The 14,406-nt window shown below is 71.7% G+C and carries 13 protein-coding genes; 5 read left to right on the top strand and 8 right to left on the bottom strand.

Annotated elements, in window-relative coordinates; genetic code table 11:
- Nucleotides 1-634: 634 nt before the first annotated feature.
- The 7 genes from FF041_RS31390 to FF041_RS31365 form a co-directional block, all read right to left on the bottom strand.
- On the bottom strand, nt 635-2,347 hold the full coding sequence (locus FF041_RS31390; protein ID WP_153525902.1) for a dipeptide ABC transporter ATP-binding protein: 1,713 nt from the start codon (nt 2,345-2,347) through the stop codon (nt 635-637).
- Entirely contained in the window at nt 2,344-3,333 is a 990-nt protein-coding gene (locus FF041_RS31385; RefSeq protein WP_153482003.1) for an ABC transporter permease, read from the bottom strand. Before FF041_RS31385 ends, FF041_RS31390 begins: the two co-directional genes overlap by 4 nt.
- Nucleotides 3,330-4,325: an ABC transporter permease gene (locus FF041_RS31380; RefSeq protein WP_407698214.1), complete on the bottom strand. Its 996-nt coding sequence runs from the start codon at nt 4,323-4,325 to the stop codon at nt 3,330-3,332. Before FF041_RS31380 ends, FF041_RS31385 begins: the two co-directional genes overlap by 4 nt.
- Nucleotides 4,326-4,375: 50 nt before the next feature.
- Nucleotides 4,376-6,121: an ABC transporter substrate-binding protein gene (locus FF041_RS31375; RefSeq protein ID WP_153525901.1), complete on the bottom strand. Its 1,746-nt coding sequence runs from the start codon at nt 6,119-6,121 to the stop codon at nt 4,376-4,378.
- A 253-nt stretch (nt 6,122-6,374) separates the two neighbouring features.
- On the bottom strand, nt 6,375-6,470 hold the full coding sequence (locus FF041_RS40455) for an Ms4533A family Cys-rich leader peptide (RefSeq protein WP_323371296.1): 96 nt from the start codon (nt 6,468-6,470) through the stop codon (nt 6,375-6,377).
- A 126-nt stretch (nt 6,471-6,596) separates the two neighbouring features.
- Nucleotides 6,597-8,168, bottom strand: coding sequence for a DUF3152 domain-containing protein (locus FF041_RS31370; RefSeq protein WP_323393242.1), 1,572 nt, complete (start codon nt 8,166-8,168; stop codon nt 6,597-6,599).
- A 9-nt stretch (nt 8,169-8,177) separates the two neighbouring features.
- Nucleotides 8,178-9,143, bottom strand: coding sequence for an alpha/beta fold hydrolase (locus FF041_RS31365; protein WP_153525900.1), 966 nt, complete (start codon nt 9,141-9,143; stop codon nt 8,178-8,180).
- Nucleotides 9,144-9,363: 220 nt separating this feature from the next.
- On the opposite strand from FF041_RS31365, the gene FF041_RS31360 reads away from it, so the two are divergent.
- The 4 genes from FF041_RS31360 (at nt 9,364) to FF041_RS31345 (ending at nt 11,256) form a co-directional block, all read left to right on the top strand.
- Entirely contained in the window at nt 9,364-9,606 is a 243-nt protein-coding gene (locus FF041_RS31360; RefSeq protein WP_153481998.1) for a hypothetical protein, read from the top strand.
- 185 nt (nt 9,607-9,791) lie between these two features.
- Nucleotides 9,792-10,445, top strand: coding sequence for a TetR/AcrR family transcriptional regulator (locus FF041_RS31355; RefSeq protein ID WP_323371294.1), 654 nt, complete (start codon nt 9,792-9,794; stop codon nt 10,443-10,445).
- A 126-nt stretch (nt 10,446-10,571) separates the two neighbouring features.
- Nucleotides 10,572-10,799 carry a DUF3107 domain-containing protein gene (locus FF041_RS31350; protein WP_323371293.1) on the top strand — a complete coding sequence of 76 codons (228 nt, stop codon included), beginning with the start codon at nt 10,572-10,574 and terminating at the stop codon, nt 10,797-10,799.
- A gap of 187 nt (nt 10,800-10,986) precedes the next feature.
- Nucleotides 10,987-11,256, top strand: a complete 270-nt coding sequence (locus tag FF041_RS31345) for a hypothetical protein (protein WP_323393240.1) — start codon at nt 10,987-10,989, stop codon at nt 11,254-11,256.
- Nucleotides 11,257-11,371: 115 nt separating this feature from the next.
- On the opposite strand, the gene FF041_RS31340 is transcribed toward FF041_RS31345, so the two are convergent.
- The gene (locus FF041_RS31340; protein WP_153525899.1) at nt 11,372-12,160 is read right to left on the bottom strand and encodes a ferritin-like fold-containing protein; all 789 of its coding nucleotides are present in this window, start codon (nt 12,158-12,160) and stop codon (nt 11,372-11,374) included.
- Nucleotides 12,161-12,702: 542 nt separating this feature from the next.
- On the opposite strand from FF041_RS31340, the gene FF041_RS31335 reads away from it, so the two are divergent.
- Nucleotides 12,703-14,406 (top strand): DEAD/DEAH box helicase (locus tag FF041_RS31335; RefSeq protein WP_153526043.1); only part of this gene is annotated, 1,704 nt, incomplete at its 3' end.

The following is a 14,406-nucleotide window of genomic DNA, read 5'->3' as shown; positions in this document are numbered from 1 at the left end:
TGCGGGGGCTAGCCGGTGTGGGCCGAGGCCCGGGCCGGAGCCGGGGCGTCGCCTCCCATGTCTCCGGTGACCGGCGGCGGAACCCGGAAGAAGCGTTTGGCCAGCGGGCCGGGCAGCGGTTCCGTCCCGCCGGACACGGCAGGGCGCGGGGCAGGGCTCGGAGCCGGGCACGGCACACGGAGGCGGAGACGGAAAGGGTCGCCCCCACGCCGGAGCACGGAGAGCAAGGGCATGAACCGGAGGCGGAGCGCCTTCTCCGGTTCCGCTGAGAGTCCGGGAGGGCCGGAGACGGCCGGGCCATGCGCCCCAGGGCGTGCGCCGGGGGCGCGGCAGACGGTTTCGAACTCGTGCCGCGTAAGCCCGCGCACGCGCCGGTCGCACCACCGCGTGGTCCTACTCATCGCATATGGACAACCACTGTCCGTGAGTAGCCCGATCCGCACCGAGTGCACCCCCGATCTCCTCCGTGGACGGCCACCGCTGACACGGCGACTCACAGCGCAAAGACCGTAAGCCGGTGCAACGGTGGCGCGATGGACGGTTGTCCGTCGCGCCACCGGAAGGGGTGAATGCACGTAACTTTCGCCCCCGAACAGCGTTCTGTCGCGCTAGGGGAGCTTTCCCTCACGGAGGGTCAGAGCGGGACCGGCTCTTTACGCGCCGTGCGCCGGGCGCGGGCGAGGTCGGGATCGAGCGTGGGGACGGCGGCCAGCAGTCGCCGCGTATACGGGTCACGCGGTGCTCCGTACACCTGGTCGACCGGCCCTTGTTCCACGATCCGGCCCTGCCGCATGACGGCGACGCGGTCGCTGATCTGCCGTACGACGGCGAGATCGTGGGCGATGAAGACGAGCGCGAGTCCGAGATCGCGCTGCACTCCGCGCAGCAGCTCCACGATCTGGGCCTGGGTGGTCACATCGAGCGCGGAGACGGGCTCGTCGCAGACGATCACTCTCGGTTCGGCGACCAGGGCGCGGGCGATGCCGACGCGCTGGCGCTGGCCGCCGCTGAACTCATGGGGGTGGCCGTCGTACCGGTCGGGATCGAGGCCGACCCGTTCCAGCGCCTCCCGCACCCGCCGCCGGACGCCCGCCTCGTCGAGTGTCCCGGCGGCGCGCAGCGGGTCGGCGATCGACTCGCCGATGGAGCGCCGGGGGTTGAGGGAGGCGACGGGGTCCTGGAACACCATCTGGAGTTCGCGCCGGTACGGGCGCAGGGCCCGTTCGGAGAGGCCGCCGATCTCCCTGCCGTCGTAGTGGACACGGCCCGAGGTCGGGTCGAGAAGGCGTACGAGAAGACGGCCGAGGGTGGTCTTGCCGCTGCCGCTCTCGCCGACGATGCCGAGGGTGTCCCCGGGGCGGACGGCGAGGTCGACGCCGTCGACGGCGACGACCCGGTCCCGGCCCCGGCCGAACTCGCGCCGCAGTCCGGAGACTTCGAGCAGCGCACCGCCCTGGACCGCCCCAGAAGACGGAGCCGGGGGCGGAGACGGGGCCGGGGCCGGGGCCGGTACGGCCCCAGAACCGCCGGAACCGGAACCCCGAGGAACCCCGGAACCCGCCTCCACCCGGGGAACCGCCGCCAGCAGCGCCTTCGTATACGGATGGGCCGGAGACCTCAGCACCTCCCCCACCGGCCCCCGTTCGACCTGTCTCCCCTCCTTCATCACCAGCACCTCGTCCACGCTCTCCGCCGCCACCCCCACATCGTGGGTGACCAGCAGCAGCCCCATCCCCGCCTCCTCGCGCAGCTCGTGCAGCAGATCCAGGATCTGCGCCTGCACGGTCACATCCAGCGCGGTCGTCGGCTCGTCCGCGATCAGCAGCCGTGGCTCGCACGCCAGCGCCATCGCGATCAGGGCCCGCTGCCGCATCCCCCCGCTGAACTCATGCGGACGGGAGCGGGCCCGCCGCGCCGCGCCCGGGATGCCGACCCGGTCCAGGACCTCGACGGCCCGCGCCCCGGCCGCCCGGCGCGAGGCCCGGGTGTGCACCCGGTACACCTCGGCGATCTGGTCGCCGATCGCGTAGTACGGATCCAGCGACGACAGCGGGTCCTGGAAGACCATCGCCGCCACCGCGCCGCGCAGCGCCCGCAGCTCCCGGGCGCTCGCCGAGCCCACATCCGTACCGCCGACGCGCACCGTCCCCGAGGTCAGCGCGCCGGTCCCCCGGTGCAGCCCCAGCAGCGCGCCCGCGACCGTGCTCTTCCCGCTGCCCGACTCGCCGACCAGGGCGAGCGCCCCGCCCGGGGCGAGGGTGAAGGACAGCCCGTCCACCGCGCGCACACCGCCCGCGCCGGGGAACTCCACCGCCAGCCCGTCGACTTCCACCAGATCGGCCGTCATGACAGAACCACCCTTCGGTCGGCGGCGGCGTACAGCAGATCCGCGACCACGTTCGCCAGCACCACAGCGGCGCCCATCACCAGCACCACGCCCGTCACCACCGGCAGATCGATCACCCGCACCCCGTCGATCAGCGTCTTGCCGAGCCCGGGGATGCCGAAGAGGGACTCCGTGAGCACCGCCCCGCCGAACATCGTGCCGACGTCGAGCGCGCTGAGCGCGATCACGGGCGGCACGGCTCCCCGCAGGGCATGCCGCCCCACGATCGCCCGCTCGCCGACGCCATAGGCCCGGAAGGTGCGGATGTGGTCCTCGGCCAGCGTCTCCAGGGTGGAAGCACGGGTCAGCCGGGCGTATTTGGCCGACTCGAAGAGGCCGAGGGTCAGCCAGGGCAGCAGCATGTTCCACGCCCACTGCTCGGGGTCCTGGCTCAGCGGCACATAGGACGGGAACGGCAGCCACCGCAGATACGCGCACACGATCATGAGCAGCAGGAGCCCGAGGATGAACACCGGCACCCCGGTCGCGGCCAGGGTCAGCACGGTCACCGCCCGCTCGGTGACCCCGCCGCGCCGCAGTGCGGAGAGCAGCCCGGCGCCCACGCCCACGGCCAGCCAGATCACCATCGCGCCCAGCGCGAGCGAGGCGGTGGCGGGCAGCCGCTCCAGGATCACCTCGGTGACCTGCCGGTCGCTGCGGTACGAGAGCCCGAGGCAGGGGGCGTCGCAGCGAAGCACCCCCGTACCGGTGCTGTAGTCGCGGCCGGCGACGATGCCCCGGACGAAGTCGGCGTACCGGGTGAGCACCGCGTCGTTGAGGCCCAGCCGCTCGCGCACCTGGGCGATCTGCGCCGGGGAGCAGCGGTCGCCGCACGCCAGTTTCGCCGGGTCGCCGGGGGCGAGCCAGATCAGCCCGAAGACCAGCACGGACAGGGCCAGCAGCACGAGCACCGCGCCGCCGAGCCGTTGGAGCGTAAAGCGGATCATGAGTCTTCCTTCCGGGTGCCGACCCGGAGCCGGCTCGCCTCCCGGGGGTCCAGCGCGGTGCGCACGGCGTCGCCGAGGACGGTGAACGCCAGGACCGTCACCAGGAGCAGCCCCGCGGGGAGCAGCACATACAGCGGGTCGGCCCGGAACCAGGTCTGCGCGTTCGACAGCATCTGGCCCCAGGACGGCGTCGGCGGCTTCACCCCGACGCCGAGGAACGAGAGCGACGCCTCGACGACGATGTTGGCGGGCAGCAGGATCGCCGCGTAGGTGATCACGGGCGCGGCCAGCGACGGCAGCAGCTCGCGCCGGGCCACCCGCCAGGGGCCGTTCCCGCCGAGCCGCGCCGCGGCGACGAAGTCCAGCCGCTTCAGGGTCAGGGTCTGGGCCCGGACGATCCGGGAGGCGCCGCCCCAGCCCAGTACGCCGATGACCAGGATCAGCAGCAGCGGGCGCGGGAAGTCGGCGGGTACGACGGCGGTGAGCGCGATGCCGAGGACCAGCATCGGCAGCGCTGTCATCACATCGGTGACCCGGCTGAGGAGATGGTCGGTGAAGCGGTTGCCGAGTCCGGCCGCGAGGCCCACGGCGACGCCTATCGCGAGCTGCACCAGGGTCGCGCCGACCGCGACGAGCAGGGAGATCCGCGCGCCGTACAGCAGCCGGGCGAACAGATCCCGTCCGGTGCCGGGCTCGACGCCCAGCCAGTGGTCGGCGCTCACCCCGCCGAAGGAGCCGATCGGCACTCCGCCGCGCGCGGAGTCCACGAGCTCGTCGTGGTAGGCGTAGGGGTCCTGACCTGCGAGGGCCGTCAGCAGGGGCGCGGCCAGGGCGAGCAGCACCAGTACGGCGAGCACGCCTGCCGAGAGCACGGCCGACGGCCGGGACCGGAGTCGGCGCAGGACTCCGGCGGGGGAGGAAGGAACCGGTGGCCCGGCCGCGGGCGGGGTCTGCGCCGCGCCCGCGGCCGGCCGGGTGAGCGTGCCGCTCACCCGGCCGAGACCGCTCACCCGACCGGGACCGCTCACTCGACCGAGACCGCTCACTTGACCGAGACCTGCGAGATGTCGAGTACGCCGGTCCAGTCGCTGATCACGACGTTCTTGACGTTCTTGCCGTAGAGCCGCTTGTAGACGGGGTGGAACAGCGGAACGTCCAGGGCCCGCTCGCCGATCCTCCTGTCGAGCGCGCCCCAGCGCTCGGCGGCGGCGTCCAGGTCGGTCAGCTTGTTGATCTCGTCTATCTCGTTGTTGACGGCGGGGTCGTCGAGCTGCGCGTGGTTGTAGTTGGAGCCGTCCTCGACGATCTGCCGGCCGTCGAAGATCGGCGCGAGGAAGGGGGCTCCGGAGGGCCAGTCCGCGCCCCAGCGGGAGAGGAAGAAGCCGGGGGCCTTCTTCGCGCTCCAGCGCCTTTCGTTGAACGCATTGCTCTCCAGGCCCTGGAGTTCGACGGTGATCCCGGCCTTCTTCAGCGCTTCCTGGACGGCGGTGGCGACTTCGGGGCTGGTCTGCCGGTTCTGCTCGGTGGAATGGGTCAGGGTGATGGTGAGGTTCTGGTGCCCGGCCTTCTTCAGCAGCTGCCGGGCCTTGTCCGGGTCACCGGTCTTCCCGGCCGGGAAGTGGTCGTACGCGGTGTGGCCGAACGCCTTCTGCTCGGGCAGGAAGGTGGTCGCGGGCTCGGCGAGCGCCGAGCCGCCCGCCGCGTTGATCACGCTGGTGCGATTGACGGCGTACGAGATCGCCTTGCGCACCGCGATGTCGTCGAAGGGCTTCACCTTCGGGTTGAAGGCGAGGTAGTTGACATAGCCGAAGCGCCCGGTGCCGACCCGGCCCGCGAGCTCCTTGTCATCGCCGATCCGGGCGAGCTCGGCGGGTCCGAGGTTGGTGTCGGTGGTGACGGCGGAGGCGTCCGCTCCGGATCCGGTGGAGAGCCGCTGGTTGATGACGGCGGGGTCCAGGCCGGAGCGGACGTCGATGGTGTCGGGGTAAGCCTTGCGCTCCGGGTCGGTCTTCTCGTCCCAGTGCGGATTGCGCTTCAGCACCAGGCGCTCGCCGTCGTTCTCGTTCTCGACCACGCGGTACGGGCCGGAGGACAGCGGCCGTTCCTCGTACCGGGTTCCGGTGTCCCTGTCCTTGGGCACCGGGGTGAACTGGGTCTGGGTGGCGAGATAGGGGAACTCGCCTTCCGGCTTACGCAGCTTGAAGACGATCGTCCGGTCGTCGGGGACGACGATCGACGCCAGCCCCTTGCCCTTCTCGCCGTCGGCCCCCGCCTTGAACGGGCCCTGGTAGGTGTCGCCGCCGATGAGCCAGTCCCGCAGATAGGGCGCGCCGCCGGAGAGCTCGGCGGCGAAGGAGCGCTCGATGCCGTACTTGACGTCGGCGGAGGTGATCGGGGTGCCGTCCTCGTACTTCAGTCCCTCTTTGAGGGTGTACGTCCAGACGGTGGCGTCCTTGTTGGGGCGGCCGGTGTCGGTGGCGAGGTCGGGGACGACCTCGGTTCCGGCGGCGCCGTCCTCGCGGTTTCGGGTGGTCAGGGTGCGGAAGACCAGCGAGGGGACGTTGCCGCCGCCGGAGGTGTAGAGGCGTGCCGGGTCGAAGTCGGTCTGCGGCTCGGCGTTCAGCACGGTGAGCGTGCCGCCCCGGCGCGGCTCGTCCCCGCCCGCGCCGCCCTCGGCGCCGCCGTCCTTCGGCCCGGCGCAGGCGGCGGCGGACGAGACCACGGCGAGGCTGACGGCTGCCGCTGCCACCCGGCGGGACAGGGGGGACAGGGGAGACAGTTGACGCATCAGAGACACACCTCTCGTCGTACGGAGAAAGAAGGAAATGTCCATACGGGCGACGGTGAGAGCGCATGCGGCTCATCGGCTCCTCGGCGCAGGGGAGCGCCGAGCGCATACGGGGAGAGAAAAAGGGGTGCCGCGCCCGCGGACGTACAGAACGCCCTGGCGCGGCCATCAGAGGAGAGCTACGGGGAATACCGTGAACACCGTCTGAAGGTTCCCGGTCCGGTAAGGGGCCGGGCGCGCGCTCGGGCAGGCGTCAGCGACAGTGGACGTCGGACACGCTGTGCCCGGTCACGCCGATGAGCGCCAGCTCTATGGCGGCGCGTTCGACGGTGGCGTGACGGTGCGGCATGTCGAGCAATATGTATGACCGCGCCGGTGATGTCAAAGCCCCGGGGGCCGAATGTGAGACAGCCGTCTCACCTATCGGACAGCGCCGGGTGCGTCGGACACCGTCCGGACGGGACGGCGGAACAGCTCAATTCCCGGGGTACGCCCAGGAGTTGGGGCGGCATTCGATCCCGCCGATGTTCAGGGATTTCGTCTGCTGCTGCATCACCGGGGCGAGGGCGCCCTCCTTCGCACACTTCACATGCGTGTGACCGAGGCGGTGGCCCACCTCGTGGTTGATGAGCATCTGCCGGTAGGCGTGCATCTTCTCGGGGCCGTAGGTCTCCGAGCCCTGCGCCCAGCGGAAGCCGTTGATCATCACCCGCTCGCTGAGGGCGGCGTCACAGCTGACATTTTCGACGGAGGTGTCCAGGGTGGATCGATCACACCAGTCATGCGTCGTTTCGGGACTGGCGAGCGTCACGACGAATTCCGGCTTGCCGGATGAGATGCGCTCGAAGGTCATGGCCCCGTCATGGGCCCAGCTGCGGTCGTCGTTCAGGGTGCGCTGCACGGCCTGCGCGAAGAGCACACCGTCCAGTCCCAGCCCTTTCTCGACATCGACGCGGTAGCGAATCTTTTCGCCGGTCCCCGGTGCCCGGTCGAGGCCGGGGACCGCCTCGAAGGTGCCGTCCGCGGCCATCTTGGGGTCGATGGGGAACCGGGCCGCCATCAGCTCCGCGTAGGTCGGCGGCTGCTGCGCCTTCTGCCCGGCGGGCTTCGGGGCGCTTCTGGTGTCCGAGCGGGAAGCGGACTCGTCGTCGTCCGGGCGGTCCTGGCCGGTGGTGCTCGCACCGGGCTTGGCGCCGCCGTCCTCGGCGACCTGTCCGGCCACGACCACGGCGAGCACGGTGGTCACGGCGGCTGCCGCGATCCCGGTGGCGGTACGCCCCCAGCCGCCCCTGGCCCGCTGGCCGGGGAGAACGCCGCCCGGGAGACCGCCACCCGGGGCGCCGTCCCGTCCGTCGCCCGTGCCGGTGCCGGTGCCCGTGCCGGTGCCGGACGGATCATCGGCCGGTGCGGCGCCGGGCGCGCGGGGGTCCGCGGGGGCCGCCGCGCGCGGTTCGTCGAACGCGTCGACGAACTCGGCGCGCGGACCCGGTATCCGGGGCGCGGCGCCGCGCCGCTGACCCGCGCCGGCCGCCTGCGGGGCGGCCGGATCGCCCCAGCCGCCGCCCGCCTCATGCTGCTCGGGGTGGCCGCCGCGGGTGTGCGCCTGTCCGCTTCCGGTGGCGAGATGCTCGCCGCCGGGTACATGAGCCGGGACGGGATGCCCGGCGGCCGGAGCCGGCGCGGGGTATCCGCTCCACTCGCCGTCACCGCCGCAGGAGCCGCCGTCGTACGCGGCCCGCCCCTGCACGGTTCCGCCGTACGCGCTGCCGTCGTACACGGCCTGCTCCCGCGCGTTCCCGTCGTAGGAGCCGCCGTCGTACGCGGTCCGACCCTGCGCGCTTTCCTGGTGCGTGCCGTGCGCGGTGCTTCCGTACGCGCCGCCGCCGTGCCCTCCGGGCGCCGCCTGCCCGAGGCGCTGCTCACGGCTCACGCCCCCCGGGACGCGGTGCTGCCCGGTGTCGGCGGCGCGGCGCTCGTCCGGTGTGCCGGCCGCCGGGTCCGCATCCGCGCCCTTGGGCGCGGGGCCTTTACGGCTGTGTCGTCCCACGGGCCCCGATCAGCTCCTACCGGTGTCGTCGAGCAGCTCCCGGACGGCCCGCGCGACCGCCTCCGGGTACTCCATCATCGCCACATGCCCCGCCTCCGGCAGGGTCAGCAGCCGTGAGCCGCGGAAGGCCGCCGCGGCCCTGTTCGCCATGCGGTACGAGACGAGCCGGTCCCGTCCGCCGTACACCAGCAGCGTCGGCGCGAGCACCCGCTCCGCCTGCCGCCACAGTCCGTGCTGGCCGCCCAGGGTGTACGCGTCGACGATACCGCGCGCCGAGCGGGCCATCGCGTCCCAGAAATAAGGGAGTTGGGTCCGCCGCTCCATCTCCTCGACCGCATGGCGCACCGCTTCGTCGGACACCCGCGAGGCATCTCCGTAACAGAGCGCCATCACCCCCCGGGTGCGCTGCTCGGCCGTCCAGTCCCGGGACACCCGGCTGAAGAGCCGGGCCACACCGGGCAGGGCGAGCAGTCCGGTGGGGACCGCGGTGCGCTGGACCCGGATCTCGGGCAGCGCGGGCGAGACCAGGGTGAGCGTACGCACCAGATCGGGGCGGACGGCGGCGACCCGGGTGGCGACCGAGCCGCCCAGGGAGTTCCCGAAGAGGTGTACGGGGCCGCGGCCGGCCGCGTCGAGATAGCGGATGACCGCCCGAGCGTGTCCGGTGATCGAGTAATTGCCGTCGTCCGGCGGCGGCGAGTCCCCGAAACCGGGCAGATCGACCGCTTCGCCGTCCACCGCGTCCGCGAGCAGCGGCATCAGCGCCGACCAGTTCTGCGAGGATCCGCCGAGCCCGTGAACGTACAGCGCGGGCGGCAGTCCGGCGCGCGACGCCGGACGCGAGCGCACGGTGAGCGTGAGTCCGGGCAGTGCGACGGAGCGCAGGTCCTCTCCTTCGGCGACCCGCACGGCGGAGACCCTCGGGGCCGTCGCGGCGGTGGCGGCACGGATGCCGGGCAGCTCGGTCGAAGACATGCGGCAATGTTACGAGACGATCACACCGCGAATCGTGTGTTCGGCGTCACACATCGCATAGCGCGGGGCCTCATCAGCTTCTACGCTCGAAGGTGAGGCCGTATTCAGAGACGGCTCACAGGATTCACCGGTCCCCGGGGCCCGCCCGACTCCGGGAGCTCCATCGGGAAGCGGCCTTCGCACAGGGATGCCCTTCACGCTTCAGGGAAAGCGGTGCCGTATGGCTGTCGATCCCACCGACCCGGAAACCTTCGACGAGAACGGCCCGAACGCTGAAGCGGCGAAGCGCGGGGAGCCGGCGCTGGAAGCCGAGGTCCCCGAGGCCGACGCCGCGGAACAGCACACGGAGGTGAACCCACAGCACGACGAACCCCTGACCCATATCGACGCGGACACCGCCGACGAGGCGGACGCCATGGAACAGGCGCGGGTCGTCGGTCTCGACGAGGACGACTACCGGTGACGTGGTGACGTGGTGACGTGGTGTGGTGACGTGACGGTGACGTGACCTCTTTGCCCCCGAATAGGGAGCTACCGCGACTGTCCGGTCCGTGAAATTCTGCGTCCGCGACGCGCACGTCCGGGTTACCCAAAAGTACGATGGCGGCGCGGCGCACAGCGCGCACGGAACGAAATTTGGGAGGCGGCGTGACAGCCATCGAGCAGACACAGGCGGCGCGCCCGCGGGGCACGCGCCTGCCACGCCGAGCCCGTAGGAACCAGCTTCTGGGCGCCGCCCAGGAGGTCTTCGTGGCCCAGGGTTACCACTCGGCCGCGATGGACGACATCGCCGAGCGGGCCGGCGTCAGCAAGCCCGTGCTCTATCAGCACTTCCCGGGCAAGCTGGAGCTGTATCTCGCCCTGCTCGACCAGCACTGCGAGGCGCTGCTGCAAGGGGTGCGGACCGCCCTCGCGTCGACCACCGACAACAAGCTGCGGGTGGCGGCGACCATGGACGCCTACTTCGCCTATATCGAGGACGAGGGCGGAGCGTTCCGGCTGGTCTTCGAGTCGGATCTGACCAATGAGCCCGCGGTGCGCGAGCGGGTCGAGCGGGTGTCGCTCCAGTGCGCGGAGGCCATCTCCGATGTGATCGCCGGGGACACCGGGCTCTCCAAAGAGGAGTCCATGCTGCTGGCCGTGGGTCTGGGCGGGGTCTCGCAGGTGGTGGCCAGGTACTGGCTCGCCAGCGGGTCGCGCATCCCCCGGGACACGGCGGTGCAGCTGCTCACCTCGCTGGCCTGGCGGGGCATCGCCGGCTTCCCGCTGCACGGCGCCGATCTCCCCATCGAACAGCACTGACACACGGGAGCGTGTTCGCTCCTGGCGTGCCCCGGGGCTGCTGTCCACTGCTCCGGCCCGGCTAATGTGTGCTGGGTACGGCGCGGCTGACCGCGCAACGCACTGACCGTTCGGAGGGACATAGCCGTGGAGGTCAAGATCGGCGTGCAGCATTCGCCGCGGGAGATCGTTCTGGAGAGCGGGGAGTCCGCCGAGGAGGTCGAGCGCGCGGTGGGCGATGCGCTGGCCGGCAAGACGCAGCTGCTCAGCCTCTCGGACGACAAGGGCCGCAAGGTTCTGGTCCCGTCGGACCGGATCGCGTACGTCGAGATCGGTGAGCCCGCGGTCCGCCGGGTGGGCTTCGGAGCCCTGTAGCAGCGGATACGGCCCAGGGCCCGTACGGGAGATGTTCCGTACGGGCCCTGGGCCGTTCTCCGGAGGCTTCTCCTCCGCCTGGTTCACCCGCGCTGGTTCACCCGCGGCGAAGGGTTGTTCTCCATGGTCAGCGGGTAGTACGGGCTTGACCCACTTGCCCCTGCCCGTGTCCGTGAGGTGATCAGCGGTGCTGCTGGAAGCGCTCGGCTCGGTTCTGCTCGGATTCGCCTTCGCCTGGGCCGCCGACCGCCGTCTCTCCGGGCGTCTCCCGGCGCGGCGCGTGGTCTTTCTCACCGGACCGCTCGGGGCGCTCTTCGGCGCGGGGGTGACCCATGCCGCGCTCGGTCCCGGCCATCTGCTGGGGACGCTGGCGGGCGCCGCGCTGATCGGAGCCGTACTGCTGTCGCTGCTGCTGAGGCCGCGGGCACACCGGCTGCGGAGAGCGCTGCCCTTCTGAGCGGCCCTCCGCGCCGCCGGGCATGCCGCCGTCTCCGGCGCGCTGCCCCTGCCGCTGGGTGTGGGGCGGCCGTCTCAGGACCCGCTCACACCCTGGCCGCTCACACCGACCCCTCTCAGGCGGCGAGACCGAGTGCCGCCATGCGCTGGGTGTGGGCCTTGGTGATCCGGGTGAACATCTCGCCGACCGCCGCCAGGTCGAAGCCGTCCGCCACCCCGCCCACCAGCATGGTGGAGAGCGCGTCACGCTCCGCCACGACCCGCTGGGCCTGGGAGAGCGCCTCGCCCATCAGCCGCCGCGCCCACAGGGCGAGCCGTCCGCCCACCCGGGGGTCGGCCTCGATGGCGGCGCGCACCTTCTCGACGGCGAAGTTCCCGTGCCCCGTGTCGTCGAGCACCGCGAGCACCAGGGCGCGGGTGTCGGAGTCGAGACGGGCGGCGACCTCACGGTAGAAATCGCTGGCGATCGAGTCGCCGACATACGCCTTGACCAGGCCCTCCAGCCAGTCGGACGGCGCGGTCTGGCGGTGGAAGTCGTCCAGTGCCTGAGCGAAGGGCTCCATGGCGCCGGTCGGCTCGGCGTCGATGGCGGAGAGCCGGTCGCGCAGCCGCTCGAAGTGGTGGAACTCGGCGGAGGCCATCTTCGCCAGCTCGGCCTTGTCACCGAGGGTCGGGGCCAGCTTGGCGTCCTCGGCGAGCCGCTCGAAGGCGGCGAGCTCTCCATAGGCGAGCGCGCCCAGAAGATCCACGACGGCCGCCCGGTACTGGGGCTCGGCGGAGGCGGTGGCCCAGTCCTGGGCGGCGATCCCGGTGTGCCCAGCGTTCTCCGTGCTTTCGGTGCTTTCGGTGCTTTCAGCGGGTCCGGTGGGTCCGGTGGGTTCAGCGGCGTTGTCAGGCGTCTCCATGAAGCGCACAATAGCCCGCCGGCACCGGGTCGTAAGGGGCTGGTCAGCCGTGCCGGGGGCGTGCCCGGACCCCTTCGGCACCACGGTTCCTACGAAATCGCCCAACACACATGCGCGAATCCGGGGTACAGTGGTAATGCGCCTACGGAGCTTTTTCTGTTTCTCGGTAGGCGATCGCAGTGTTTGACTGAGGGATTCAGTCCTTCTGACCCCTTGAGGATGCCCGGTCGGTTGCACGATCGGCTCCGAACCGACCGCCCTCCGCGCGGACCGTACACACCAGTACGACCGCAGATGAGGGGCCCCCTCAGCGGCGAGAGCGCTCGAAGCGAAGGCAGTGGTCCCGCGCCATCCGGCCCATCCACGGCCGGCCCGCTACCCGGGTGCGGTACGACCCCCATCGTTCGCCTCGCGCCGCGTCTCACAGAAGAGGCAACACCCTGACTACGCAGCAAACCACTTTCCGGGATCTCGGGATCCTGGATGAGACCGCCGAGGCACTCGAAGCCGTCGGCATTCTGTCCCCGTTCCCCATTCAGGAGATGACGCTCCCCGTCGCGCTCTCCGGCACCGATGTGATCGGCCAGGCGAAGACAGGCACCGGCAAGACGCTCGGTTTCGGTCTGCCGCTGCTGGAGCGTGTCACGGTGCCGGCGGACGTCGAGGCGGGCCGGGCCCGTCCCGACCAGCTCACCGACGCTCCGCAGGCGCTGGTGGTCGTCCCCACCCGTGAGCTCTGCACCCAGGTCACCAATGACCTGCTGACCGCCGGCAAGGTGCGTAATGTGCGCGTGCTGGCGATCTACGGCGGCCGGGCGTACGAACCGCAGGTCGAGGCCCTCAGGAAGGGCGTCGACGTGATCGTCGGCACCCCGGGCCGGCTGCTCGACCTCGCGGGCCAGAAGAAGCTCGACCTGTCCAAGGTGCGGGCGCTGGTCCTCGACGAGGCCGACGAGATGCTCGACCTGGGCTTCCTCCCGGATGTCGAGAAGATCATCCAGCTGCTGCCTCCCAAGCGGCAGACGATGCTCTTCTCGGCGACCATGCCGGGCGCGGTCATCGGACTGGCCCGCCGCTATATGTCCCAGCCCACGCACATCCGCGCGACCGCGCCGGACGACGAGGGCGCGACCGTCGCCAACATCACGCAGCGCGTCTACCGCGCGCACTCGATGGACAAGCCGGAGATGGTCTCGCGGATCCTCCAGGCGGACGGCCGCGGACTCGCGATGATCTTCTGCCGTACCAAGCGCACGGCGGCGGACATCGCCGACCAGCTCGCGCGCCGCGGGTTCGCCTCCGGGGCGGTCCACGGCGACCTCGGGCAGGGCGCGCGCGAGCAGGCGCTGCGCGCGTTCCGCAACGGCAAGGTGGACGTCCTCGTCTGCACCGACGTCGCCGCGCGCGGCATCGATGTCGAGGGCGTGACCCATGTCATCAATTACCAGTCGCCCGAGGACGAGAAGACCTATCTCCACCGGATCGGCCGCACCGGCCGTGCGGGGGCGTCGGGTACCGCGGTCACGCTGGTGGACTGGGACGACATCCCGCGCTGGCAGCTGATCAACAAGGCGCTGGACCTGAAGTTCCCGGACCCGGTCGAGACGTATTCGACCTCGCCGCATCTGTTCGAGGAGCTCAGCATCCCGGCAGGCACCAAGGGTGTGCTGCCGCGTGCCGAGCGCACCCGTGCCGGGCTGGCGGCCGAGGAGCTGGAGGATCTGGGCGAGACGGGCGGCCGTGGCCGCAAGCCCTCGGCTCCCGCCCCCGCGGAGGAGCGTCCGGCGCGTGCGGCGAGGCCGCCGCGCCAGCGCCGCCGCACCAGGGCGGGCGCGTCGGCGGAGGCCGTGGCTCCGGAGTCGTCGGAGACCGCCGAGACCGTGGCGACCCGCACGCCGAGGCGTCGCCGCCGTACGCGGGTGGGAGCCCCGGCGGTGGAGATCGCCGAGACCGTGGTGACGCCGGTGCGGGAGCCCGCGCCGGAGCCGGAGGCCAAGCCGGAGCCCGCGCCGGAGACCAAGCCGCGTCGGACCCGCACGCGCAAGGCCGCCGAGCCGGTGGCGGCTGTCGAGACGGTTGAGGCCGCTGTGGCCACGGTCGTCGAGGCCGAGGTCGAGGCCAAGCCGCGTCGGACCCGCGCCCGCAAGGTCGCCGAGCCGGTCGAGGTTGCTGTGGCCGAGGCCCCCGAGGCCGAAGCCGAGGTCAAGCCGCGCCGTACTCGGACCCGCAAGGTCGCCGAGCCGGTT

This window comes from Streptomyces jumonjinensis, from assembly GCF_009600885.1.
Classification (GTDB): domain Bacteria; phylum Actinomycetota; class Actinomycetes; order Streptomycetales; family Streptomycetaceae; genus Streptomyces; species Streptomyces jumonjinensis.
The sequence above is the reverse complement of the archived record's forward strand: the minus strand, read 5'-3'. Positions and strand labels throughout refer to the sequence as shown.